Origin of the sequence: Saccharothrix longispora (assembly GCF_030852425.1) — a bacterium.
Classification (GTDB): Bacteria; Actinomycetota; Actinomycetes; order Mycobacteriales; family Pseudonocardiaceae; genus Actinosynnema; species Actinosynnema longispora.
In genome coordinates, this window is record NZ_NSDM01000006.1 from 187491 (window position 1) to 211333 (window position 23843).

Sequence of the window (23843 nt, forward strand, 5' to 3'; positions counted from 1 at the left end):
CGGCGGTCATCCTGCCGCAGTGGCGTCCTCCACGGGCGCGTCGGTCCGGTCGGCGACCTCGTCGAGGGTCACGCCGGGCGCCAGCGCCACCACCCGGAAGGCGCCGCCGGCGACGTCCAGCACGGCCAGGTCGGTGATCACCCGCGAGACCACGCCGCGGCCGGTCAGGGGCAGCGTGCACGAGCCCAGCAGCCTCGGTTCGCCGCGCCGCGTGGTGTGCTCCATCAGCACGATCACCCGGCCGGCGCCGGAGACGAGGTCCATGGCGCCGCCCATGCCCTTGACCATCGAGCCGGGCACCACCCAGTTGGCCAGGTCGCCGGCGGCGGAGACCTGCATGCCGCCCAGGACGGCGGTGTCGACGTGCCCGCCGCGGATCATCGCGAAGCTGGTGGAGGAGTCGAAGTAGGACGCGCCGGGCAGCACGGTGACGGTCTGCTTGCCCGCGTTGACCAGGTCGGGGTCGACCTCGTCCTCGTAGGGGAAGGGGCCGACGCCGAGGATGCCGTTCTCCGCGTGCAGGGTGACCGCCGACCCGGCGGGCAGGTGGTCGGGGATCAGCGTGGGCAGGCCGATGCCGAGGTTGACGTACTCGGCGTCGGCCAGCTCGCCGGCGGCGCGGGCCGCCATCTCGTCACGCGTCCAGGGCACGTCGGACCTCCTCGCCCGCGTCGGGGCGCTCGCCCCGCGTGGTCCGCTGCTCGATGCCCTTGCGCGCCGCCTGCTCCGGGGTGAGCGGCACGACGCGCTGGACGAACACGCCGGGCAGGTGCACCTCGTCCGGGCCGATCCCCCCGACCTCCACGACGCGCTCGGCCTCCACGACGGTGAGCCGGCCGGCCATCGCCGCCGCCGGGTTGAAGTTGCGGGCCGCCGCGTGGAACACGCAGTTGCCCGCCCGGTCGGCGACCGCGGCGCGCACCAGCGCGACGTCGGTGACGATCGACTCCTCCAGCACCATCTCCCGGCCGTGGAAGGAGCGCACCTCCTTCGGCGGCGAGGCGACGGCGACCGTGCCGTCCGGGTGGTGGCGCCACGGCAGGCCGCCCTCCGCGACGAGCGTGCCGACCCCGGTGGGGGTGTAGAACGCGCCGATGCCCGCGCCGCCCGCCCGCAGCCGCTCGGCGAGCGTGCCCTGCGGGGTCAGCTCCACGGTCAGCTCGCCGGAGAGGTACTGCCGGGCGAACTCCTTGTTCTCCCCCACGTAGGAGGCGACGACCCGGCTGATCCGCCGCCGCTCCAGCAGCAGGCCGAGCCCGGCGCCGTCCACGCCGCAGTTGTTCGACACGACGGTGAGGTCGCCCGCGCCCTGCTCCAGCAGCGCCTCGATGAGGAACCACGGGATGCCCGCGAGGCCGAAGCCGCCGACCGCCACGCTCGACCCGGCGGCGACGTCGGCGACCGCCTCGGCCGCGGTGGCGACCACCTTGTCGCGGCTCACGGGGCGACCCGCTCGAAGACCGCGGCGAGCCCCTGGCCGCCACCGATGCACATCGTCTCCAGGGCGTAGCGGGCCTCGCGCCGCCGCACCTCGTGCGCCATCGTGGCCAGGACGCGCGCGCCGGTCGCGCCCAGCGGGTGCCCGAGCGAGATGCCGGACCCGTTGGGGTTGAGCCGGTCGTCCTCCGGGTCGAGCCCCCACTCGCGCAGGCAGGCCAGCACCTGCGCGGCGAACGCCTCGTTCAGCTCGATCACGTCGACGTCGGCGAGGGTGATCCCGGCGCGGGCGAGCGCGGCCTCCGTCGCGGGCACCGGGCCGAGGCCCATCACCTCCGGTCCGACGCCCGCCACCGCCCACGACCGCAGCGCGAGCAGCGGGCGCAGCCCTCGCCGCCCGGCCTCGTCCCGGGTGGTGACGACGCACGCGGCGGCGCCGTCGTTCTGCCCGCTCGCGTTGCCCGCGGTGACGGTGGCTTCCGGGTCGAGCGCGAGCCGCACCGGCGTGAGCGCGGCCAGCCCTTCCGCCGTGGTCCCGGGGCGCGGGTGCTCGTCGCGGTCCACCACCGCGCCGGGCGCGCCGCGCCGGCCGGGGACGGTGACCGGCACCAGCTCGTCGGCGAACCGGCCGGCCTCGTGGGCGGCGACGGCCCGCCGGTGGGAGCGGGCGGCCAGCTCGTCCTGCTCCTCGCGCGCGATGCCGTACTCGCGCCGCAGGTTCTCGGCGGTCTCCACCATCCCGCCGGGCACCGGGTGGCTCCGACCGCCGGCCGTCACCCGTGCGCGGTCGAGGCGGTCCACGAGCTGCACGCCGCCCTGCTTCACGCCGGTGCGCAGGTCCAGCGCGTAGTGCTCCACCCGGGACATCGACTCCACTCCCCCGGCGACGACCAGCCGGGCCGCGCCGGTCGCGACCTGCCCCGCGGCGTACAGGACGGCCTGGAGGCCGGAGCCGCAGCGACGGTCGACCTGGAGGCCGGGCACCGCCGTGCCGAGGCCCGCGTCGAGCGCGGCGACCCGGCCGACGGCGGGCGACTCGCCGTTCGGGTGGCACTGGCCGAGCACGACGTCGTCCACGTCGCCCTCGCCGAGCCCCGTGCGGCGCACCAGTTCCGCCAGCACGGTCGTGGCCAGGTCGGTGGCGTCGAGCGCGGCGAGCGCCCCGCCGAACCGGCCGACCGGGGTGCGGATCGGCTCGCAGATCACGACATCGCTCATGCCACCGACCGTAGGCGACGAGCACTGATACGCGGAAATACTCGTCTCGTCGCTTCTGAGACGCTGTGGGTATGACCGAGCTGCGCCACCTGCGCTACTTCCTCGCCGTCGCCGAGGAGCGCCACTTCACCCGCGCCGCCGCCCGGCTGCACATGGCCCAACCGCCGCTGTCCCAGCAGATCCGGCGGCTGGAGGAGGAGCTGGGCGTGCGGCTGTTCGACCGGAGCAGGCGGCGGGTCGAGCTGACCGACGCCGGCGCCGCCTACCTGCGGCGGGTGCGGGCGATCCTGGCGGAGGTGGACGACGCGGCGGACGAGGCGCGCCGCGTGGCGTCCGGCGTGCAGGGGCGGCTCGTGGTCGGCTGCGTCGGGTCGGCGACCTACAGCCTGCTGCCCGCCTTCGCCCGCGCGCTGCGCGAGGACTTCCCCGGCATCGACGTCGCGTTCCGCGGCGAGATGCTCGTGCCCGCCCAGGTGGCGGCGCTGCTCGGGCACGAGATCGACCTGGCGCTGCTGCGCCCGCCGGTGGACGAGCCGGCCCTGCGGCTGGAGACCCTGCGCACCGACCGGTTGATCGTGGTGCTGCCCGATCGGCACCCCCTGGCCGCGCGCAAGCGGTTGCGGGTGGCGGACCTGCGCGGCGAGGACCTGGTCGTGCACGCGTCCGGCGGGTCGGTGATGCACGGGACCGTGCTCGCGCTGTGCCGGGACGAGGGCTTCGCGCCGCGCGTGCGCCACGAGGTCGCCGAGACCTCCACCCTGGTCACGTTCGTCGCCGCCGGCCTGGGGATCGCCGTGGTGCCCGAACCGGTGGCCCGGCTGGGGGTGCCGGGCGTCGCCCACCGGCCCTTGTCCGGCGGCGCGGCGCGCATCGACCTCGTGGCCGCCGTCCGGGCCGACGACCAGGCCCCCGCGCCGGCCCACGCCGTCGCGGTGCTCCGGGGCCTGGTCCGCTGACGGCTGCCGCTGTGCGGCAGGTCTGCCACGACGTCCCCGGCGGCGTCGAACGCCACCACTCGCTCGGTGACCGGTCCCGCTCGCGCAGGTCCGGCGACGCGATCACCAGGGTGCCGCCGGCGAGCACGGCCGGCAGGTCGGGCGCGTCCCGCCGACGCAGCACGACCGAGGCGACCGCGTCCCGGTCCACCAGGCCGACCAGGGCCACCCGGTCGCCGCGGTCGTCGACGAAGTCGCGCACCGGGCCGTGCCGCGGCCCGAAGTCGTGCACGTACGGCTCACCGCCGGTCAGGTGGCAGAGCAGCAGGTCCCCGTAGCGGCCCGGTTGGACGGACTCGCCGCCGGTCGGCGCGGCGTGCGCGCCGGGTTCCCGGCAGGACGGGTCCACGGCCGGCCGCACGTCGACCCGCGCCAGGGCGAGCGCCAGGCGGCGGCCGGCCTCGGACTCGCGGTCGCCCGCCGGGAGGGGCCGGTCGACCACGCCCTCGGCGCGCGGCGGCCGGCGTGACGCCGTCGGCGGGGAGGTCCGGGGCGTGCTCGGCGACGAGCGCCGGCGCACGCGGTTCGGCGGCGCGGACGCGGCGCAGCAGGTCCTCGGCGAGCGTGCGGAGCTGCTCGGCGTCGGGGCGCTCGGGCAGGGGGACGACGGGCATTCCGACCCCCTGGGCACCTGCGGTCCGCTGCTCAGGGCACCGGGAGGCGGCTTCGTGGTGGTGCGCGTGCGGAAGCCGGGGGTGGACTCCGCCCTTCCCGCGGGCCCGGAGGCGCTCCCCGCGCCGGTCCCCACCGCACACGAGCGCGGGCGGCCCGGGGTCGTCCTGCGGTCGTAGGCGGTGTGCGACCGCAGTGCGATCCGTGATGATCCACCCACCCAGCACGATCGTCCGCGATGGACCCGCACACACCTCTCGTGCCACCGGACCGGCTGCGCTGGACCGGGTTCGGCGGCGTCGCGCTGCTGACCGCGGCCGCCTGGGTCGGCGTGGTCGCCTCGTCGTCCGGCGTGGTCGCGTCGGCGTTGGCGGCCGGCGCCGCCGGGATCGGCCTGCTGGTGCTGTCGTGGGCGTTGCTCGGCCGCGCCCCCCTGCCGTCCCCGTCGTGGCTGCTGCGGACGCTCGCCCTGTGGTGCGGGCCGCTGCTGGTCGCGCCACCCCTGTTCAGCGGGGACGTGTTCAGCTACCTGGCGCAGGGCGAGATCGCCGCGCGCGGCCTGGACCCGAACGCCGTCGGCCCCGCGACGGGGCTGGGCGCGGCGTCGGAGGTCGTCGGGCGGGTGGGGTCGTACTGGCGCGACACGCCGTCGCCCTACGGCCCGCTGTTCGGCGCGGTCGAACGGGTGGTCGCCGAGGTCTCGGCCGGCGACCCGGTGGCGGGCGTGCTGCTGCACCGCCTGGTCTGCCTGCTGGGGCTGGTGCTGATCGGGTGGGCGGTCCCCCGGCTCGCCGCGGTCGCCGGCGCGTCGCGGCGCACCGCCCTGTGGCTGGGCGTGCTGAACCCGCTGGTGCTCTGGCACCTCGTGGGCGGCGCGCACAACGACTCGGTGATGCTGGGCCTGATGCTCGCCGGCACGGCGGTGGCGCTGGAGGGGCTGCGGGAGCGCGTCGAGTGGTGGCCGGTGGGCGCCGGTGTCGTGCTCATCTGCTCGGCCGCGCTGGTGAAGCTGCCCGCGCTGGCCGCGCTGGCGGTGGTCGGGACGGCGCTCGCCCGCCGCCGCGGCGGCTCCCTCTGCGACTTCCTGCTCGCCGGGCTGGGCATGGTGCTGGCGTTCGCGGTGGTGTCCGCCTCGGTCTCAATGTCGACCGGGCTCGGGTTCGGCTGGGTGCGTGCGCTGGGCACGCCCGGCCGGGTGAACAGCTGGCTGGCGCCGACGAACTGGTTCGGCTTCCTGACCGGCGGGCTGTTCGGGGCGCGGGCCACGCAGGCGATGATCGGCGTCGGCAAGGCGATCGGGTTCGCGATGACGCTGTGCGGGGTGGGGGCCGTGCTGGTCGGGCAGTTGCGCGGGCGGGTCGGCGCGGTGGCGTCCACGGGGGCGGTGCTGGGCCTCGTCGTGGTCCTCGGGCCGGTGGTGCAGCCCTGGTACGCGCTGTGGGCGGTGGTCCCCCTGGCCGCGAGCCGGTTGCCGGGGCGCGCGGTGCCGTGGTCGGTGGCGTCGGTCGCCGTCTTCGCCGTGGTCGTGCCCCCCTCGGCGGGGGACTTCACCGGACGGGTCGGGTCGCTCGTCGCGGGCTACGCGATCGGGGCGGTCGTGGTCTGGGCGGCGTTCCTGCTGCTGACGAGGCCGGCGGCGGTCCGCGTGGCGGTGCCGGCGCGTGCCTGACCTGCTGTGGCGCGGTGCCGCGGCCGCGGCGGCCGGGGTGCTGCTGCACGTCGCGTTCCCGCCCCGCGTGCTGTGGTGGGCGGCGGTGGTCGCGTTCGCCGTGCTGTGGTCCGCGCTGCGCGCGGCGGGCGCCCGCCGGTCGGCGGCACCGGGCTTCGTGTTCGGCCTGGCGTTCTTCCTGTGCCACCTGAGGTGGATCGACGACTTCCTGGGGCGCGACTTCGGTCCCGCGCCGTGGCTCGGCCTGTCGGCGCTGATGGCCCTGTTCACCGCCGGGGCGTGCGCGCTGGTGCCGCTCGTGGCGCGGTTGCCCGGCGCGCCGGTGTGGGCGGCGCTGCTGTTCGTGCTCCAGGAGGCGGTGCGCGGCCGGGTGCCGTTCGGTGGTTTCCCGTGGGGGCGCGTGGCGTTCGGCCAGGTCGAGGGCCCGTACCTGCCGCTGGCGGCGGTCGGTGGCGCGCCGCTGGTGTCGTTCGCGGTGGTGGCGACGGGGTTCGGCGCGGCGGCCTGGCTCGTCCGGCCGCGCGACCCCCGTCGGGCGTGGCCGGTGCTGCCGCTGGTCGCGACACTGGCCGTGACGCCGCTGGTCGGCGTGGACGCGCAGGACGGCGAGCGCGTGGTGGCCCTCGTGCAGGGCAACGCGCCGGACGTCGGCCTGGGGCTGCTCGACGAGCGCAGGACGCTGCGCCGCAACCACCTGGACGCCACGGCGGACCTCGCGGAGGCGGTCCGCGCGGGCGAGGTGCCCGCGCCCGACCTCGTGGTGTGGCCGGAGAGCGCGACCGCCACCGGGGACCGCGACCCGGTGCTGGACCGGGCCGTGGCGGACCTCGGCGTGCCCGCCCTGATCGGCGTGCTGCGGCGCGTCGACGGGGTGGAGGAGAACGCGGTCGTCGCGTGGGACCCGCGGACCGGCGCGGGCGCGTCGTACGCGAAGCGGGAGCTGGTGCCGTTCGCCGAACGCGTCCCGCTGCGCCCCCTGGCGAGCCTGGTCACCCCGTTCGCCGACGCGCCCGACCTGCGCGCGGGGACCGCGCCGGGCGTCCTGGACGTCGCGGGGACCAGGGTGGGCGTGGGGATCTGCTACGAGGTGGCCCACGACGCGGTGCTGCGCGACGGCGCCGCCCGGGGGGCGCGGCTGTTCGTGGTGCCGACGAACAACGCCTGGTACGGGCGCGGCGAGATGAGCCACCAGCAGTTGGCCATGGCCAGGCTGCGCGCGGTGGAGCACGGCCGCGCCGTGGTCGTGGCGGCGGTCAGCGGGGTGAGCGCGGTCGTGCGGCCGGACGGGGGTGTGGCGCGGTCCACCGGCCTGTTCGCCGCCGGGACGCTGGTCGACGCGGTGCCGCTGCGGTCGGGCACCACTCCCGCGACCCGGTGGGGCGGTCTCCTGGAACTCCTGTTCGTGCTCGGCGCGCTCGCCGCGTGCGCGGGCGGGAGGTGCGCGGGCGGTCCCGGTGGACGGCCCCACCGCGCGGGGGCCGTCCACCGGGCCGTCCGCCCTAGCGGGGCAGGTACGCCCGGTGCGAGCGCGAGAACTCGAAACCGTTGTGCCGGTCCCAGTTGATCGACCACGTCATCAGGCCGCGCAGGCCCGGGTAGACCGCCTTCGGCTTGTACGTGCCGCAGTCCGTCCCCTTCGTCAGGCAGTCGAACGACTTCCGCACCTCGGCGACGGAGGTGAACCCGTTGCCCGCGTTGATGCTCGCGGGCAGCCCGATCGCCACCTGGTCCTGCCGCAGGCCGGGGAACACCTTCGTCGCGTCACCGCGCACGGGGAACCCCGCCAGGACCATGTCGGCCATGCTGACGTGGAAGTCGTGGCCGCCCATGAAGTGGTACTGGTTGTCCAGGCCCATGATCGGGCCGGAGTTGTAGTGCTGGACGTGCAGCAGCGTCAGGTCGTCGCGCAGGGCGTGGATGACGGGCAGGTACGCCCCGGCCCGCGGGTCCGCGCCGCCCGCGCCGCCGTAGAACTGGTAGCCGACCTGCACGAAGAACGTCTCCGGCGCCATCGTGAGCACGAACCGGGCCCCGTAGCGGGCTTTCAGCGCCTTGAGCGCGGAGATCAGGTTGACGACGACCGGCGTGGTCGGCGACCGGAAGTCGGTGTCGTTCGCGGCGAGCGACAGCGAGTGCCCCTCGAAGTCGACGTCGAGCCCGTCCAGGCCGTACCGGTCGATGATGGCGGAGGCGCTGCGGACGAACGCGTCCCGCGCCGCCGTCGTGGACAGCTGCACCTGGCCGTTCGCGCCGCCGATGGAGATCAGCACCTTCTTGCCCTTGGCCTGCTTCTCGCGGATGCCCGCGATGAACTCGGCCTCGGACTCGACGTTCGGGCACTCGGCCACGGGGCACTGCGCGAACCGCAGGTCGCCGGACGTGGCGGAGGTGGGTTCGGCGAAGGAGAGGTTGATGACGTCCCACTCGTCGGGGACGTCCTTCATCCGGATGTAGCCGGAGCCGTTGGCGAAGCCGGCGTGCAGGTAGCCGACCAGCACCTTCTTCGGCAACCCGGTGACCGGCGGCGGCGGCGTCGTTGTGGTGGTGGTCGTCGTGGTGGTGGTGGTGGTGGTCGTCGTCGTGGTGGTCGTGGTGGTGGTGGTCGTGGGCGCCCCGGCGCACGGCGCGCCGTTGATCCGGCAGGCGGCCGGGCTCGCGGTCCCGGAGGCGTTGAACCCGAACGTCACCGTGGCGCCGGGCGCGACGGTCCCGTTGTACTCGCGGTGGGTGAACGAGTAGCGCCCGCCCGAGTTGGTCTGGAGGGCGTCCCAGTAGGCGCCGACCGACGTCCCGGCGGGCAGGTCGAACTCGACCTTCCACCCGGAGATCGCCGCGCTGGTGTCGTTGCGGATGGAGAACTGGGCCGTGTACCCGCTCTCCCAGCTCGACGTCTTGGCGAACGTGGCCGTCACCGACGCGGCGTAGGCGGGGGTCAACCCGACCGCCGCGGCGCCGGCCACGAGGGCCACCACCGCCGCCACCCGGGCGAACAGGACTCTGCGCGACATCGGACCTCCCAGTGGTGGCGGCCTCCAGGTGGAAAGAATTGGACTAGACCACAGCGTCACTGTCAAGACCACCCGGCGGGGTGGTTGACCCGCCGCCCCGGCGGGTACCTCGCACGCGCGTTCGAGGAAGAGGAGAAGCACGTGGACCGCAACCCCGAGAAGGACCCCGCCGACTGGACCACCGGTGACGAGCCGATGACCGGACCGCAGGAGTCCTACCTGAACACGCTGGCCCAGGAGGCCGGCGAAGAGGTGCCGGACGGGCTGACCAAGGTCGAGGCGTCGCAGCTGATCGACCGACTCCAGGAGGAGACCGGACGCGGCAAGTAGCCGGACGAGGCGCGCGGGCGGGGCCGACCGGCCCCGCCCGTCACTCAGCCGGCCTTCGTCGCCAGGTAGACGGTGCTGGTCGCGTCCCGCTGCTGGAGGGGGTTGTGGAAGCGGACCACCTCGGGCCTGACCTCGACGAAGACGTCCGCCAGCGCCGCCGCGTAGTCGTCGTCCGGCGGCTCGTTCGACCACAGCGCGAACACCCCGCCGGGGTGCAGCCGCCCGGCCACGCGCGCGATGCCGGCGGGCTCGTAGAAGTCGGCGTTGCCGGGGTGCAGCAGGTGGCGCGGCGAGTGGTCGATGTCGACCACGATCGCGTGGAACAGCCGGTCGGGCGCCGCCGGGTCGAACCCGCCGCCGGCGCGCGACATCGCGAAGAAGTCGCCGTGGAGCAGGGTGCAGCGGGGGTCGGCGGCCAGTTCCCGACCTCCCGGCAGGAGCCCCTGGCGGTGCCAGTCGATGACCTCGCCCAGGGCGTCGACGACCAGCAGCGAGCGGACGGCCCGGTTCTCCAGCACGGTGCGCGCGGTGTAGCCGAGGCCGAGGCCGCCGACCACCACGTCCAGGGGCGCGGACCCGCCCTCCAGCGCCAGGCGCGCCAACTCGACCTCGGACACGGTGAACAGGCTCGACATCAGGAACTCGTCGTTGAGCTTGATCTCGTGGACCTCGCGGTCGAACACCGGGTCCCAGCGGCGGCGCAGGACCAGTTCGCCGAGGGGCGTCCGCCGCCAGTCGAGTTCTCGGAAACGCGCGCTCATGGGGATTGCCTCCGGATCGGTTCACGCCCCGGCCGCGGTCGGCTGCCACAGCGGCATCGGCGCACGTCGGACGATCCCCGATGATCGCAGCAGGCTTGAGCACCGGCCGAAGAGGCACCACCGGATGCTTTTACAACGTTGAAATAGCGGCCGGCCGCGATTACGTTCGGGCTGAGGCCGACCGTCACCGGAAGGGGTCGTCATGACCGGCACCGACGTGGACACCGCCGTCCGCGGACTGCACACCGACGGGATCGCCGCATTGCGCGGCGCCTTCGAGCCCGAGTGGGCCGACCGCCTGCGCGAGGACGTCGAGGCGCTGTTCCGGGAGGCGATGGCCCGCCCCGACGGCGCGATCGGCCGCGGGCCGAACCGGTACTACGTCGAGGTCCACCCCGAGCGGATCGGCGGGTTCCTCGACCTGGTGACCCACCCGTGGGTGGACGCCGTCGCCCGGGCGGTGCTGGGACCGGACTACCGGGTCGTCGAGATCGGCTTCGACGTGCCGCTGCCGGGGGCGGTCGCGCAGCCGTGGCACCGCGACTTCCCGGCGCCGCGCGAGACCGTCGAGGAGCGCCGCCTCACCTCGCTGGCGTTCAACGTGACGACGGTGGACACGGTCCCCGAGATGGGCCCGTTCGAGATCGCCCACGGCACCCAGTGGGACGACGGGGCGGACTTCGACCACGGGATGTTCCCGCCGAAGTCCGCCTACCCGCGCTACGAGGGCCTCGCCCGGCGCAAGTTGCCCCGGCGCGGCGACGTCTCCGTGCGCTCGGCGCTGACGATCCACCGCGGCACGGCCAACCGGTCCGACTCCTCGCGCCCCGTGCTGGTGCTCGGCCTGGTCGCCGCGGGCGTGGAGAACGACCGCAACGACCTGGTGGTCAGCCGCGCCTACCACGAGCGGCTGCCCGCCGAGGTCCGCGCGCACCTCGGGTGCCGGGTCGTCGACGAGCTGGAACCGCTGGTGCAGAAGCACACCATCGAGGGCCTGGTGATGGGCGCGACCGACTAGCGCCCCGCCGGGGGCCGACCCCGGCGGGGCGTGCGGGGGTCAGCCGAGGAAGTAGCCGAGGCCGCCCTCGGTGATCTGGCCCTCGCAGTTCGGGTCGGGGGACTCCATGTGGTCGCCGGTGCCGCGCACGAGGCAGCGGTAGATCGCGTGCGCGCCCGCGGTCGGGGCGTCGTGGGCGTAGCCGAGCAGGCCGACGCGGGCCTGGCCCTCGCAGTTCGGGTCGTACGAGGTGAAGTTGTCCCAGCCGCCCACCAGGCAGCGGTACAGCGGGTGGGTGCCGGGGGCCTGGGCGGTGAGCAGCCTGCCCAGCGCGCCCTCCGTCGCGTACCCGGGCGCGCCCGTGGTCGAGGTCAGGTGGTCGGCCCCGCGCAGGTAGCGCACCGCGACCACGGTGGACGGGCCGCCGGTGGTCGTGCCGGTGTGGAGCAGGCGGTTCGGCGAACCCGCGCCCGGGTCGGTGACCTTGCCCGGCGTGGCGGCGTCCACCAGCGCCGCCTGGACGGCCGCGGGCGCGTCGCCGGGGCGTGCCGCCAGGTGCAGGGCGGCGGCACCGGCCACGTGCGGAGTGGCCATCGACGTGCCGCTGATGGTGTTCGCGGCCGCGTCGCCGGTGTGCCAGGAGGAGGTGATGCTCTGGCCGGGGGCGTACAGGTCGGTGCACCTGCCGTGGTTGGAGAACGAGGCGCGCGCGTCGCCGCTGGTGGAGGCGTTGACCGTGATCGCCTCGCCGACCAGCGCGGGGCTGTAGCCGCAGGCGTCGGCGTTGGAGTTGCCCGACGCCACGGCGTAGGTGACGCCCGAGGCGATGGAGTTGCGGATGGCGGCTTCCAGCGGTGCGGTGGCGGCGGACGCCGCCGCACCGAGGCTCATGTTGGCCACGGCCGGCTTGACGGCGTTCGCCGTCACCCAGTCGACGCCGCTGATGACCTGGGCGAACGTGCCGGAACCGGCGCAGTTGAGCACGCGCACGGCGACCAGCCGCACGCCCTTGGCGACGCCGTACTGGCTGCCGCCGATCGTGCCCGCGACGTGCGTGCCGTGGCCGTTGCAGTCGGTGTTGGTGCCGTCGACGGCGTCGTGGCCCCACGTCGCGCGACCGCCGAACGTGGTGTGCGTGGTGCGGATGCCCGTGTCGAGGACGTACGCGCGCACGTTCTCGGCGGTCGTGCCGTAGGTGTACGAGGAGTCCAGCGGCAGGTCGCGCTGGTCGATCCGGTCGAGCCCCCACGACGGCGGGTTGGGCTGCACGTCGACGGCGCGCACCAGGCCGTCCTCGCTCACCGACGCCACGGCGGGGTCGGCGGCGAGGCGCCTGGCCTCGGACGCGCTCGCGTCGACCGCGAACCCGCGCAGCGCGTGCCGCCACGTGGCGGTGACCGTGCCGCCGTGCTTCGAGGTCAGGTCGGACGCCCGCACGACCACGTCGTCCTTGAGCACCACCACGTACCGACCGGGCACGGCGGTGCCGGCGGCGGCGACGGCGATGTCCGCCTCGGCCGCGCCCGCCTGCGGCGCGGTCACCACCAGGCCGACCGCGAGCACGGCGGCACCCGTTAAGCCCTTCGCACCAACGACTCTGCGCTTCACCAAACCTCCAGCGTCGGGTTCCGGCCACCGAGCGTGGCAGTGCCCGGCACGGGGTGTGCTGCGGCAGCCCGAACCCGGTCGACCGGGTTCGTCAAATCTTCACAGGCCCTCCGGATGCGTGGAGAATCCCTGCCGTCCGCTCCCCGCGCCCGTCAGGAGTCCCGATGCGCAGACCACGGTCGTTCGCCCTCGCGCTGACCGCCGCGCTGCTGGCCGCGGTCCCGGCCGCCGACCTCGCCACGACCGCCGCCGCGCGGGAGGACCCGCTGGCCCGGGACCTCGGCGCGATCCTCGCCGACCCGGGGTTCAGGGGCGCGGACGTGGGGTTGGTCGTCCGCCGGGCCGACACCGGCGAGCCGGTGTTCGGCAGCGGCGGCGCGCGGCGCGGGCAGCCCGCGTCCAACGGGAAGCTGCTCAGCTCCGCCGCGGTGCTCGACGTGCTCGGCCCGGACCACCGATTCAGCACGACCGTGTCGGCGAGCGGCGCCCTGCGCGGCGGGGTGCTGGCGGGCGACCTGCACCTGCGCGGCACCGGCGACCCGACCGTGCTCGCCGCCGACTACGACGCGCTGGCCGCGAAGGTGGCGGGCAGCGGGGTCAGGCTGGTGCTCGGCCGGCTCGTGGGCGACGACACCTGGTTCGACTCCGTGCGCCTGGGCACGGGGTGGGCCTGGGACGACGAGCCGTACTACTACAACGCCCAGATCTCGGCGCTGACCGTCTCCCCCGACACGGACTACGACGCCGGGACGGTCGTCGTGCGGGTCGCGCCCGGCGCGGCCGGCGCGCCGGCGACCGTGACCACCGAACCCCCGACGGACCACGTCACGATCGACAGCACCGCCGTGACCGGTCCGGCCGGGTCGGCGTCGAACGTGTCCGTCGAGCGGCGGCGCGGCACCAACGTGATCAGCGTGCGCGGCAGCGTGCCGGCGGGCGGCGGCGCCGAGAGCGAGTGGAGCACCGTCGAGGACCCCGCGGGCCTGGTCACGTCCCTGTTCCGCGACGCGCTGTCCCGGCACGGGGTGCGGGTCCTCGGCGGCACGTCGACCGGCGCGACCCCGGCGGGCGCCCGGCCGCTCGGCGAGCACCTGTCGATGCCGCTGTCGCGGCTGCTGGTGCCGTTCATGAAGCTGAGCAACAACATGCACGCCGAGATCCTGGTGAAGTCCGCCGGGCGGGCCGCGTTCGGCGAGGGCAGCTGGGACGCGGGGCTGCGCGCGGTCTCGGCGAAGCTGGGCGGGCTCGGGGTCGACGCGGCGGCGCTGTCGCTGTGGGACGGCTCGGGGTTGTCGCGGATGAACCAGGTATCACCCGACCAGGTGGCCTCGCTGCTGCTCGCGGCGCGGGGCAGGCCGTGGTTCCCGGTCTGGTACGACTCGCTGCCGGTGGCCGGGGCGAGCGACCGGATGGTCGGCGGCACGCTGCGCAACCGGATGCGCGGCACGCCGGCCGAGGGCAACGCGCACGCCAAGACGGGCAGCCTGACCGGGGTCAGCGCGCTGTCCGGCTACGTGACCACGGCGGCGGGCACCCCGCTGGTGTTCTCGATGATCAGCAACAACACCCTCACGTCGGCGAGGCCGCTGGAGGACGCCGTCGTGGTGCGGCTGGCGGGCGACCGCGACGGCCAGGCCCCGCCGCCCACCACCGCGACCGCGCGGACCGAGGAACCGGTCGACGTGGAGTGCAGCTGGGTCAAGGCCTGCTGAACCCCGCGGGGGTCCCCCGACCGCCGTCGGGCCTCAGTTGTCGCCCTCCTGGTCGTCGCCGTCCTGCTCGTCACCCTGGTCGCCGTCGTTCTGCTCGACGCCCGGGTTGCCGTCGTCGCCGCCACCGCCCCCGTTCTCGCACCCGGCCCCGAGGGACAGGAACAGGGCGGCGGCGGCGATCAGCGCGGCGAAGGGCTTCTTCACGGTCATGCCCGTCCGGTACCCGCCCGACCACCGGACAAAACGGACCGCCCGTTGTCCGGATCACCGCGGGTGCCCCGGACAACACGACGCGTTGTCAGGTTGTTGTCCGGAACTGCGAAGGGGGTGGACCGAAGTCCTCCGCCGGGGCCGGTCACCGGGTTACCGTCCGCTGGTGCAGATCCCGTGGAGAGCCGCCCCCCGCGCTGCGCTGTCGAGCCCGCTGACCCTGCTGGTCAGCGTGGTCACGGCGCTGCTGCTCGGTTTCGTCGTCGCCGCCGCCGTCCTGCACTCGGCCGCGTCCGGCAGCGCCGCGATCGCCCACCAGGAGGAGCACCTGTGCCGGGACGCGCTGCACCCGTCACTGGAGACGAAGCTCCCGCACGAGCTGGTCGCGCCGTTCGCCGAGCACGTCGGCACGACCGTCCAGGGGCAGCCGCAGCTGCTCGCCGCCTACACCACGGAGAAGCGCGCGGACTTCGGCGGACCGCAGACCTACGCGAAGTTCGGCTACCGGCCGGGCGCGACCGAGCACCTCACGGTGCTGGAGGGCGGCGCGAAGGACGGGCTGTGGGTGCCCAGGAGCGTCGCCGACACCACCGGCGTCCGGGTCGGCGGGCGCGGCATGGGCGGTCGGCTGCCCCCGGTGACCGCGATCTACGAGGACCTCCGCGACCCGCTGCCGGACTGGTGGTGCTCGGAGCGGCACCACGTCGTGCCCAACGCGCTCGACCGCGACGAACTGGCCTCGGCCGTGGTGTGGATGCCCACGTTCGAGTCGTTCACCGCGCTCCCCCGGGAGCTGGCCACGGCGACCGACGTGACGGTGCGCTTCCCCGCCGACGTGCCGGCGACGGTGGCCGAGGCCGAGGCCCTGCTGACCGCCGGCGCGGAACGCCTGCGGCCGTTCGCCGACGTGGAGCAGGTGCGGACCGAGTCGCCGCTCGTGCTGCCGGTGGAGAACGCCCGGCAGACCGCGGTGAACGTGCGCTCGGCGATCCTCCCGCTCACCCTGATCAGCCTGCTCATCGGACTGGCGGGCGTCGCCACGGTGACCGCGCAGTGGGCGCAGCGCCGGCACGGCGAGCTGCGGCTGCTGTGGGTGCGCGGCGCCGGGCCGTTCGCGCTCGGCGGGCGCGCCGCGCTGGAACTGGGGCTGCCGCTGGTGGTCGGCGGCGCGGCCGGGCTGGGCGTGGCGCACCTGCTGCTGCCCCTCTACTCCCCCTCGGACGCGCTGCCGCCGGGTACCGGCACGACGGCGGCGTGGGCCGTGCTCGTCGCGGTGGCGCTGAGCCTGGTGGTCGCGTTCGCCACGGCGGCGCTGCGGGCGCACCGGGCGTTCCAGGTGGCCCTGCGCGGCAACCGGCTGCGCCGGGTGCTGACCGCGCTGCCCTGGGAGCTGGCCACCGCGGGCCTCGCGGTGTTCGCCTGGACCCGGGTCAGCGACAGCGGCCTGGCGACCACGGAGAAGATCGGCGGGCTGCCCCGCATCGACGCGACCGCGCTGGCGTTCCCGCTGCTCGTCGTGCTGACCGCGGCGCTGCTCGCGGCGCGGGTCGCACGCTGGGGGCTGGCCGCCTCGCACCGGGCCCGGTTCTGGTCGCGGCCCGCCGCGCAGCTGGCCGTGCGCAGGCTGGCCGCCGCGGCCGGCCCGGTCACCGGGGTGCTGCTGGTCGGCGTGCTGGCCATCGGCACCATCGCGGTGGGCACCGCCATCTCCGGCTCGCAGCGGACCGCCCTGGACACCAAGTCCGGCATGTACGCGGGCGCGAACAGCACCGCGCAGGTCAAGTCGGACCTGACCGAGCTGCCGGCGGCGCTGCGCGGCAACTCCACCATCGTCGGGTTCGTCAAGCTGAACGACCGCAGCGCGCTGGTGGTGGACCCCGCGACGTTCCGCGACGGCGCGCACCCGGTGGACGTCGACCCGGCGCTGCTGTCCGCGCCGCTGCGGGTGGGCGACGCGCCGCGCCGCGAGGTGGCGCTGCCGGGGCTGCCGCCGCTCAACCCGTCGGCGTGGGTGCCGTCGTTCCCCAAGCTGGGCACGTCGGGCTGGGTCGTGCCGGTGGACGCCGTCGCCGACCGCGGCGACGTCGGCTCCTGGTACGTGTGGTCGTCCAAGCCGCTGGGCGAGCTGACGGCGGCGCTGGCCGAGGCGGGCGTGAAGCCCCGCAACCTCGGCGAGAAGGCCAAGGCTGTGCAGGGCCTGCCGTTCCTGACGATCCAGTGGACGTTCGGGTTCGTCACGGCGCTCGGCGCGGTGCTCGCCGTGGTCGCCGCCATCGCGCTGCTGCTGGCGGTCGAGGTCCGGCGGCGGCAGAACGCGCTGTCCGGCGCGTTCAGCACCCGGATGGGACTGCGGCCCGCCGAGCTGCTGGGCAGCCACCTGCTCGAACTGGGCGCGGTGGCCGCGGCGGCGCTGGCGGCCGGGTTGACGGCGAGCGCGGTGAGCAGCGGGTTCACCGTGCCGAGGCTGGACCCCGCGCCCCGGCTCACGCCGGTGCCGGAGGTCCCGGACGTGCTGCCGGTGCTCGTGACGACCGTCGCGGGCAGCGTGCTGGTGGTGGCGGTGGCGGCGTGGGTCGCGGTGCGCTCGGTGCGCTCGGCGAAGGTGGGGGAGCTGATCCGTGGCTGAACGCGATGGGGTTGGACGCGATGGGACCGGGAGTGGCGGGACCGGGCAGGTCGTGCTCCGGTTGACCGGGGTGGGCGTGGAGTACCGCACGCCCGGCGGCTCGGTGACGGCGGTGTCGGACGTGTCGCTGGAGGTGCCCGCGACGGGCATCACGGTGCTGGCCGGGCCGTCCGGATCGGGCAAGTCGACGCTGCTGCGGGTGCTGAGCCTGGTGGAGCGGCCCACGTCCGGCGGCGTGGAGCTGCGCGGCCGGGGCACCGCCCGGCTGTCGAACCGGGCGCGGCGGGCGTTGCGGCGGCGCGAGGTGGCGCTGGTGTTCCAGCACCCGGGCGACAACCTGGTCGGCCACCTCGACGTGGGCGACAACCTGCGCGCGGCGGCCCAGGCGTCCGGGCACGACGTGGACGTCGACGGGCTGCTGGAGCAGCTGGGCCTGCCCGGCACCGCGCGCTGGAAGGTGCCCGCGCTGTCCGGCGGGCAGCAGCAGCGGCTGGCGTTCGGGTGCGCGCTGGCGCGGCGGGCGGGCGTGGTGCTGGCCGACGAGCCGACCTCGCAGCTGGACGCCGCGTCCGCGGACCTGGTGCTGGAGACGCTGGCCGACCTGGCGCGGCGCGGGGTGCCGGTCGTGGTGGCCTCGCACGACCCGCGGCTGATCGCGCTCGCCGACGTGCGCTACGAGCTGCGGAACGGGGTGCTGGCGGCATGACGGCGTTGCGCGCGACGGGGGTGGAGCGGACGTTCCCGCACCAGGGCGGAGCGGTGCACGTGCTGCGCGGCGTGGACCTGGAAGTGGCGGCCGGTGAGCTGGTGACGCTGTCCGGGCCGTCCGGGTCGGGCAAGAGCGCGCTGCTGGCCGTGCTCGGCGGGTTCGACCGGGCCGACGCGGGAACCGTGGAGCTGGCGGGCGAGGTGCTGACGGGGACGCCGCCGTGGGAGGTGTGCGCGGTGCTGCCGCAGGCGCTGGGCCTGGCGACCGAGCTGACGCTGGCCGAGAACGTCGCCCTGCCGATCAGGCTGGGGCGCACCGGCCGGTCGCTCGACCGGGTGACCGAGCTGCTGGAGGAACTGGGCGTCGGGGCGCTGGCCGACCGCTACCCCGACGAGGTGTCGTTCGGGCAGCAGCAGCGGGCCGCGCTGGCCCGCGCGGTGATCGGCTCGCCCGCGGTGCTGCTGGCCGACGAGCCCACCGCGCACCTGGACAAGGTCAGCGCGCCGGTCGCGGTGGGCGTGCTGCGCCGGGCCGCCGACGCGGGCGCCGCCGTGCTCGTCGCCACGCACCACGACGAGGTGCACCGGGCCGCGGACCGCACGATCGTCCTCGCCGGTGGCCGCGTGTCCGGTTGACCGTAGGATGGGTGCCGATGTCGCGCCGAGCCGTTGCCGTTGTCCTGGTGTTCCCGCTGCTCGCCCTGCTGCTGGTGGTCAGCGACTCCCCGTACCCGTCGCGGCCCGGGCCGCCGCGCGACGCCCCGCGCGCGCTCGTGGCGATGGGCGACAGCACCATGTCCGGCGAGGGCGCGGGCAACTACGAGCCGGGCACGAACGGCGAGAACGACAACTGGTGCCACCGCTCGCGGGACGCGTCGGTGTGGAAGACGCGCGTCGCGGGCGTCGGCATGGCGTTCAACCTGGCGTGCTCGGGCGCGAACTCGGAACAGGTCGGCATCACCGACCAGGTCCGCAACACCGAGGGCTCGCAGGCCCGGCAGCTGGCCGAGATCGCCCGGCGGTACCGCGTGTCGGTGGTCGTGGTGGCGGTCGGCGCGAACGACGACCCGCGGTTCGCCGACGTGCTGGGCACGTGCCTGCGGGCGTGGATCGAGCGCCGCGCCGACTGCTCGAAGAGCATGGCCGACGAGTGGCGGGCCCGCGTCGACCGCATGGTGCCCAAGGTGGAGCGGGCGCTGCGCGACGTCCGCCGGGTCCTGCAGGACGTGGGCTACACGCCCCGCTCCTACACGCTGGTGCTCCAGTCCTACGCCGCCCCGGTCAGCCCGGACCTGCCGCTCGACCTCCAGAACCTTGCCGGCTGCCCGTTGCGCACCGGCGACCTGAGCTGGGTGGGCGAGCGGGCGGTGCCCGAGCTGTCGGCGGGCCTGCGCGAGGCTGCCTCGGCCGCGGGCGCGCGCTTCCTGGACCTGGCGGACGCGGGTCGCGGGCGTGAGGCGTGCGCGGGCGGGAAGAAGCCCGAGGAGGAGTGGTTCACCCGCCTGACGGTGGACTTCGACGGCCTGCGCGACGAGGCCCGGGCCCGCCACGCGCTCCAGGAGTCGTTCCACCCGAACGCCCGGGGCCACGAGCAGTTCGCCCGCTGCATGACGGACTTCCTCGCCACGACCGCCCGTTCGGCGGCCTGCCGGGCCGACGGCGAGGGCAACCTGCGCGCCGTCACCGACCGCGACTAGGGACGAGCCGCCGGCCGGGCCGGGCCGGATGGGTGGTCGCGGGTAAAGGGGAGGACGCCGGGACCGCGCCACCACCAGGATCGTGCGCATGGGGAGAGCACCGCTGGCGCCGCTGCGCGAGAAACCGTTCAGGATCTACTTCGCCGGTCGGCTGGTCTCGACGCTGGGCGGCACGGTCGCGCCGATCGCACTGGCGTTCGCGGTGCTGGACCTGTCCGGCTCGGCCACCGACCTCGGGCTCGTGCTGGCCGCCGGCGTCGTGCCGCAACTGCTGTTCCTGCTGGTCGGCGGGGTGGTGGCGGACCGCCTGCCGCGCGGCCGGGTGCTGGTGCTCGGCAACGCGGTGTCCGGGCTCGTCCAGGCCGGGACGGCGGCGGCCCTGCTGACCGGGCACGCGCCGCTGTGGCTGCTGATCGCGCTGCACGCGGTGCTCGGCACGGCGGGCGCGTTCCTGCACCCGGCCGCGCAGGGCATCGTGCCGCAGCTGGTGGGCGTGGCGCAGCTGCACCAGGCGAACGCGCTGCTGCGCGTCTCGTCGAACGCCCTGCGCGTGCTCGGCCCGGCGGTCGGCGGCGTCGCGGTCGCCCTGGTCGGCCCGGCGTGGGCCATCGCGTGGGACGCCGCCACCTACCTCGCCGCCGCGGTCGTGCTCGGCCGGCTGCGCGTGCCGCTGCCGCCGAAGCGGTCGGCGGACTTCCTCGCCGACCTGCGCGAGGGGTGGTCGGAGTTCTGGTCGCGCACCTGGCTGTGGGCGATCGTGCTCCAGTTCTCGGTCGTCAACGCCGTGTGGGTGGGCGGGTTCAGCCTGCTCGGGCCGGTCGTCGCCGACCGGGAGCTGGGCGGCGCGGCGAGCTGGGGCGTGATCGGCGCGGGGCTCGCGGTGGGGCTGGTGGCGGGCGGTGTGCTCGTGGTGTGGTGGCGGCCCCGCCGTCCGCTGCTGGTCGGGACGCTGGGCGTGCTGCTCGACGTCGTGCCGCTGCTGGCGCTGGCGTGGTCGGACTCGGTCGTGCTGCTCACCGCGGCGGCGGCGGTCGCGGGGGTGGGGGTCGAGGTGTTCTCGGTCTGCTGGAGCACCGCGTTGCAGGAGCGGGTGCCGGGTGACCGGCTCAGCCGCGTGTCGTCCTACGACATGCTGTTCAGCTTCATGTTCATGCCGCTCGGCTACCTGCTGGCGGGCCCGGTCGCCGAACGGGTGGGCACCGCGCCGACGCTGGTGGCGTGCTCGGCGGTGGTGGTGGTCGCCACGCTCGCGGTGCTGCTGTCGCGGGACGTGCGCACGATGCGGGGCGCCACCGACGTGGCACCGGAGACCGCCGTCACCTGAGGGCTACCCGTCGCACAGCCGCGCGATCTCGCGGGCGTCCCAGAAGGGCGTGGCGGCGGCCAGGTAGGCCACGACCCGGTCGGCCGACCAGCCGTGGGTCTCGCGCAGGCCGTCGGCCAGCACGGCCAGGTAGGCCGCCGACGGCGCGGTGTGCGCCACCTCGTGCGCGCCCCACGGCGCGGTGAACGTGAGCGCCGGGTGGCCGTCGTGCTCGCCGAGGTGCACGAGCGTCTCGTAGCGCCCCTCCCCCAGCACGTGCCGCCGCGCGGACAGCACCCCGCCCAGGTCGAGGTCGACGCCCGGGTCGCGGTACATCTCCTGCGCCGCGACGTCCGAGAACTGGCCGGTGGTGATCAGGTGCGCGCGCACCGCGGCCGTGCCGGGCAGGTCGGGGTCGTAGAACGCCCGGCCGCCCAGCCACACCGGGGACCACGTGGCGAAGTAGATCCCGCCCGGCACCTCCAGTCCGCGCGACCGCGCGGCCGGGCTCGCGTCGCGGCACCCCGGGTGGTCGCGCGCGGCCCCGGCCGGTCTCCCGCCGCGCAGGTAGCAGGCGAACCGGTCGGCGTGCATGTTCGAGCCGTAGCTGACGTACCAGACCAGGCGCGGCGACATCCGCCGATCATGCCCGGCCGGGGGCGGCGGTGTCGGCCTACGAGCCGTCCCCGCCGTCGGGGTGGAGGCAGAGCCGGCAGGGGCGGGCCGTCGCGTGCTCGGCTTCCAGCTCGGCGCGGGTGCCGACGACCTTGACGTAGCTGCCCACCCAGGTGGCGCCGCGCGCGGGCGTGCCGTTGATGGTGCGGCAGCCGGCCCGGTGCAGCACAAGGTTTGCCGGGTTCAGGCTCCGCTCCGCGTTGATGACGTACTGGTCCTGGTTGTCCGCCAACCAGTGCTCGTAGGCGCCGCTGTCCACCACGTACGTGTGCATCGCGCCATCATCCGCCGGTCGGGCCCGGGTGGTGTTCCACCATCCGGTGCCACTCCTCCGGCACGGGCGGGCGGCGCGCGGGGCGACCCGCGAGCCGTGACGGGGTGTGCGGGGTGTGCGAGGTGCGACGCCGGGTACACGACACCCGTCCCCTCGTCGTCCCCCCGGAGGAACCATGACGGAGCAGCCGAGCCACGCCGACCAGGTCCGCAGGGTCGCCGACCTGGCCAAGGACGTCCGGGTGGGCATGTTGACCACCCGTGACGCGGACGGTCGCCTGGTGGCGAGGCCGATGGCGCAGCAGGAGGTCGGGTTCGACGGCGACCTGTGGTTCTTCGCCGAGCGCGACTCGCGCAAGGTCGCCCACCTGCGGGCCGACCCGGCGGTGGGCGTCACGCTGACCTCGTCCGACAGCTGGGTGTCGATCCACGGCACGGCCGAGGTGGTGGAGGACCGGGCGAAGGCGCGCGAGCTGTGGAACCCGTGGGTCGAGGCGTGGCTGCCGCAGGGGCCCGAGGACCCGTCGGTGGTGCTGGTCAAGGTCACCGCGCGCGGCGCCGAGTACTGGGACACGCCGGGCGGTCGGATCGCGTCGGTGGTCAGCTTCGTGAAGGCCAAGGTGACCGGTGAGCGCTACGACGGCGGCGAGCACGGCACCACCGACATGTGAGGCCCGGGTGGCCCGGGCGCGGTGGTCCGGCGTACCGCGGGGTCACGCGGGAGTCCTCCGAGGAGCGCGGTCAGGCGGGCGGCGTGCCGTTCTCGTGGACGCGCAGCCAGACGATGCGGTCGTCGTCGTCCAGGCGGCGGTAGTCGGCGTGGTGGGGCACGTAGCCGTGCCGGATCACATCGCGGTAGACGACATCGGACACGACCACCACGGCGTGCGCGTGCTCGGCTTCCCTGAGGGCGATCTTGACGCGACCGCTGTTGACGATGCGGAACGCGGTCGTCAGGGCGTCACCGACCCAACCGTGCTCGTCGACGTGCACGAAGCCGTGGTGGACTCCGATGCGCAATCGCACCCGGTGCTCCGGCGCGGCCTGCGCGTTGTGGCGGAGCAGCTCCAGCAGCAGGTCGTCGGTGAACGGGTCGAACAGGTCGAACACCTGGGCGTCCACGACGAGCATCGCCCCGTCACCCCGGTCCTCGACGACGCACTGCTCGTCGGACCAGCCGGAGGCGGCTATCGCCGTGTAGAGCATGCGGTAGAACTCCTGGCGGAGCTCCAACTGCTCGAGGTTCGTGCGCCTGCTGGAATCCTCGACGTCCACGACGAGGAACGACCGGCTCACCGGTCGGCGTGCCCGGCTCGCGGTCCGCCGCAACCGCACGGCTTCCGCGTGCAGCGTGACGCGGAGGGCGGAGAGCTCTTCCGAGAAGCCCATCTCGGCTGCCTGCGCGTCGTTCCACTCGCGCAGGCCGCTCGCCACCTCGGTACCCACGCGCATCGCGATGTGCTCGACGAAGACCAGTGGCCGCGGTACACCGTCCGGGCCGGCGTTCAGCGTTTCCAGAACCCGGAAGACCTCGTAATAGGTCGCCGGTCCGAACAGGCCGGGCGCGGTGGGGCCGGCGACGGCGCGGTAGATGTCCGCCATGTCGGGCACCACGACACCGGCCAGCAGTGTGAACAGTCGTGCCCGCTCGGTCGTCGGGAACAAGTCCAAGGGGGTGAGCTCGGCGACCAGGTGGCGCAATTCCACCAACGCACGTGAGTCGGACTCGAACTTGGCCACGACCCGCACGAGCGCGGCCAGCCGTTCGGGGGTCCGATGGCACACCTCGGCCAGGCTGAACAGGCGCCCGATCGCCGTCGGGTGGTCCTCCACCGACAGCGCTTCCCGCAACTCCGCGGACATCATGCGGACGACCAGGTCGAGCCCGGCGCGGTCGGCCAGCACGGGCACGCGGCTCAACGCGTCGACCAGGGAAATGAGCAGGCCCCGGCCGGATTCGTCATCGCTCATCGGTCTCCCGCCACCACGTCGCGCCCGTGTGGG

At 75.1% G+C, this 23843-nt stretch carries 24 protein-coding genes; 14 read left to right on the forward strand and 10 right to left on the reverse strand.

Features of this window, described 5'->3' with window-relative positions; translation table 11 throughout:
• Window positions 1-6 precede the first annotated feature (6 nt).
• Genes CKY47_RS16110 through CKY47_RS16120 form a run of 3 tightly spaced genes read right to left on the reverse strand, consistent with a single transcriptional unit; the run spans window position 7 to window position 2655 of the window.
• Window positions 7-651: a 3-oxoacid CoA-transferase subunit B gene (locus tag CKY47_RS16110; protein ID WP_306746623.1), complete on the reverse strand. Its 645-nt coding sequence runs from the start codon at window positions 649-651 to the stop codon at window positions 7-9.
• Window positions 635-1441 (reverse strand): CoA transferase subunit A, encoded by an 807-nt coding sequence (locus tag CKY47_RS16115; protein ID WP_306746624.1) that lies wholly within the window; start codon window positions 1439-1441, stop codon window positions 635-637. Before CKY47_RS16115 ends, CKY47_RS16110 begins: the two co-directional genes overlap by 17 nt.
• Entirely contained in the window at window positions 1438-2655 is a 1218-nt protein-coding gene (locus tag CKY47_RS16120) for an acetyl-CoA C-acetyltransferase (protein ID WP_306746625.1), read from the reverse strand. Before CKY47_RS16120 ends, CKY47_RS16115 begins: the two co-directional genes overlap by 4 nt.
• Before the next feature lie 71 nt (window positions 2656-2726).
• Between CKY47_RS16120 and CKY47_RS16125 the strand changes: the two genes are divergently transcribed.
• The 5 genes from CKY47_RS16125 to lnt all read left to right on the forward strand — a co-directional run bounded on the left by CKY47_RS16125 (window position 2727) and on the right by lnt (window position 7495).
• On the forward strand, window positions 2727-3611 hold the full coding sequence (locus CKY47_RS16125) for a LysR substrate-binding domain-containing protein (protein ID WP_306746626.1): 885 nt from the start codon (window positions 2727-2729) through the stop codon (window positions 3609-3611).
• A gap of 292 nt (window positions 3612-3903) precedes the next feature.
• Entirely contained in the window at window positions 3904-4119 is a 216-nt protein-coding gene (locus CKY47_RS16130; protein WP_306746627.1) for a hypothetical protein, read from the forward strand.
• Between the two features lie 25 nt (window positions 4120-4144).
• Entirely contained in the window at window positions 4145-4441 is a 297-nt protein-coding gene (locus tag CKY47_RS16135; RefSeq protein ID WP_306746628.1) for a hypothetical protein, read from the forward strand.
• Between the two features lie 59 nt (window positions 4442-4500).
• Window positions 4501-5931, forward strand: a complete 1431-nt coding sequence (gene mptB, locus CKY47_RS16140; protein ID WP_306746629.1) for a polyprenol phosphomannose-dependent alpha 1,6 mannosyltransferase MptB — start codon at window positions 4501-4503, stop codon at window positions 5929-5931.
• The gene (lnt, locus tag CKY47_RS16145; RefSeq protein WP_306746630.1) at window positions 5924-7495 is read left to right on the forward strand and encodes an apolipoprotein N-acyltransferase; all 1572 of its coding nucleotides are present in this window, start codon (window positions 5924-5926) and stop codon (window positions 7493-7495) included. The genes mptB and lnt overlap by 8 nt, the downstream gene beginning before the upstream one ends.
• Here lnt and CKY47_RS16150 read toward each other — a convergent pair.
• Entirely contained in the window at window positions 7431-8939 is a 1509-nt protein-coding gene (locus CKY47_RS16150; RefSeq protein WP_306746631.1) for a chitinase, read from the reverse strand. The two genes, lnt and CKY47_RS16150, sit on opposite strands and share 65 nt — an antisense overlap.
• A gap of 141 nt (window positions 8940-9080) precedes the next feature.
• Between CKY47_RS16150 and CKY47_RS16155 the strand changes: the two genes are divergently transcribed.
• Window positions 9081-9269, forward strand: a complete 189-nt coding sequence (locus CKY47_RS16155) for a DUF3072 domain-containing protein (protein ID WP_306746632.1) — start codon at window positions 9081-9083, stop codon at window positions 9267-9269.
• Between the two features lie 44 nt (window positions 9270-9313).
• Here CKY47_RS16155 and CKY47_RS16160 read toward each other — a convergent pair whose 3' ends face one another.
• On the reverse strand, window positions 9314-10030 hold the full coding sequence (locus CKY47_RS16160) for a polyamine aminopropyltransferase (RefSeq protein WP_306746633.1): 717 nt from the start codon (window positions 10028-10030) through the stop codon (window positions 9314-9316).
• A 202-nt stretch (window positions 10031-10232) separates the two neighbouring features.
• Here CKY47_RS16160 and CKY47_RS16165 point away from each other — a divergent pair, with 202 nt between their 5' ends.
• Window positions 10233-11048, forward strand: coding sequence for a phytanoyl-CoA dioxygenase family protein (locus CKY47_RS16165; RefSeq protein WP_306746634.1), 816 nt, complete (start codon window positions 10233-10235; stop codon window positions 11046-11048).
• Between the two features lie 39 nt (window positions 11049-11087).
• Here CKY47_RS16165 and CKY47_RS16170 read toward each other — a convergent pair whose 3' ends face one another.
• Window positions 11088-12590 carry a S8 family peptidase gene (locus tag CKY47_RS16170; RefSeq protein ID WP_306746635.1) on the reverse strand — a complete coding sequence of 501 codons (1503 nt, stop codon included), beginning with the start codon at window positions 12588-12590 and terminating at the stop codon, window positions 11088-11090.
• A gap of 209 nt (window positions 12591-12799) precedes the next feature.
• On the opposite strand from CKY47_RS16170, the gene dacB reads away from it, so the two are divergent.
• The gene (gene dacB, locus CKY47_RS16175) at window positions 12800-14347 is read left to right on the forward strand and encodes a D-alanyl-D-alanine carboxypeptidase/D-alanyl-D-alanine endopeptidase (protein WP_306746636.1); all 1548 of its coding nucleotides are present in this window, start codon (window positions 12800-12802) and stop codon (window positions 14345-14347) included.
• Between the two features lie 33 nt (window positions 14348-14380).
• On the opposite strand, the gene CKY47_RS16180 is transcribed toward dacB, so the two are convergent.
• On the reverse strand, window positions 14381-14557 hold the full coding sequence (locus tag CKY47_RS16180; RefSeq protein ID WP_306746637.1) for a hypothetical protein: 177 nt from the start codon (window positions 14555-14557) through the stop codon (window positions 14381-14383).
• Window positions 14558-14723: 166 nt separating this feature from the next.
• Here CKY47_RS16180 and CKY47_RS16185 point away from each other — a divergent pair, with 166 nt between their 5' ends.
• From CKY47_RS16185 to CKY47_RS16205, 5 genes are all read left to right on the forward strand, one after another.
• Entirely contained in the window at window positions 14724-17183 is a 2460-nt protein-coding gene (locus CKY47_RS16185) for an FtsX-like permease family protein (protein WP_306746638.1), read from the forward strand.
• Window positions 17184-17235: 52 nt separating this feature from the next.
• Entirely contained in the window at window positions 17236-17889 is a 654-nt protein-coding gene (locus CKY47_RS16190; RefSeq protein WP_306746639.1) for an ABC transporter ATP-binding protein, read from the forward strand.
• Window positions 17886-18527, forward strand: a complete 642-nt coding sequence (locus CKY47_RS16195; protein WP_306746640.1) for an ABC transporter ATP-binding protein — start codon at window positions 17886-17888, stop codon at window positions 18525-18527. Before CKY47_RS16190 ends, CKY47_RS16195 begins: the two co-directional genes overlap by 4 nt.
• Window positions 18528-18544: 17 nt before the next feature.
• Entirely contained in the window at window positions 18545-19588 is a 1044-nt protein-coding gene (locus CKY47_RS16200) for a GDSL-type esterase/lipase family protein (RefSeq protein ID WP_306746641.1), read from the forward strand.
• An 88-nt stretch (window positions 19589-19676) separates the two neighbouring features.
• Window positions 19677-20912, forward strand: a complete 1236-nt coding sequence (locus tag CKY47_RS16205) for an MFS transporter (RefSeq protein ID WP_306746642.1) — start codon at window positions 19677-19679, stop codon at window positions 20910-20912.
• Window positions 20913-20915: 3 nt separating this feature from the next.
• On the opposite strand, the gene CKY47_RS16210 is transcribed toward CKY47_RS16205, so the two are convergent.
• Window positions 20916-21527 (reverse strand): histone deacetylase, encoded by a 612-nt coding sequence (locus CKY47_RS16210; RefSeq protein ID WP_306746643.1) that lies wholly within the window; start codon window positions 21525-21527, stop codon window positions 20916-20918.
• Window positions 21528-21564: 37 nt separating this feature from the next.
• Entirely contained in the window at window positions 21565-21840 is a 276-nt protein-coding gene (locus CKY47_RS16215; RefSeq protein WP_306746644.1) for a hypothetical protein, read from the reverse strand.
• A 175-nt stretch (window positions 21841-22015) separates the two neighbouring features.
• Between CKY47_RS16215 and CKY47_RS16220 the strand changes: the two genes are divergently transcribed.
• Window positions 22016-22510: a pyridoxamine 5'-phosphate oxidase family protein gene (locus CKY47_RS16220; RefSeq protein WP_306746645.1), complete on the forward strand. Its 495-nt coding sequence runs from the start codon at window positions 22016-22018 to the stop codon at window positions 22508-22510.
• Between the two features lie 70 nt (window positions 22511-22580).
• Here the strand turns inward: CKY47_RS16220 and CKY47_RS16225 are convergent, their stop codons facing one another.
• A complete protein-coding gene (locus tag CKY47_RS16225) occupies window positions 22581-23810 on the reverse strand; it encodes an effector-associated domain 2-containing protein (RefSeq protein WP_306746646.1) in 1230 nt (409 codons plus the stop codon).
• Window positions 23811-23843: the final 33 nt, after the last annotated feature.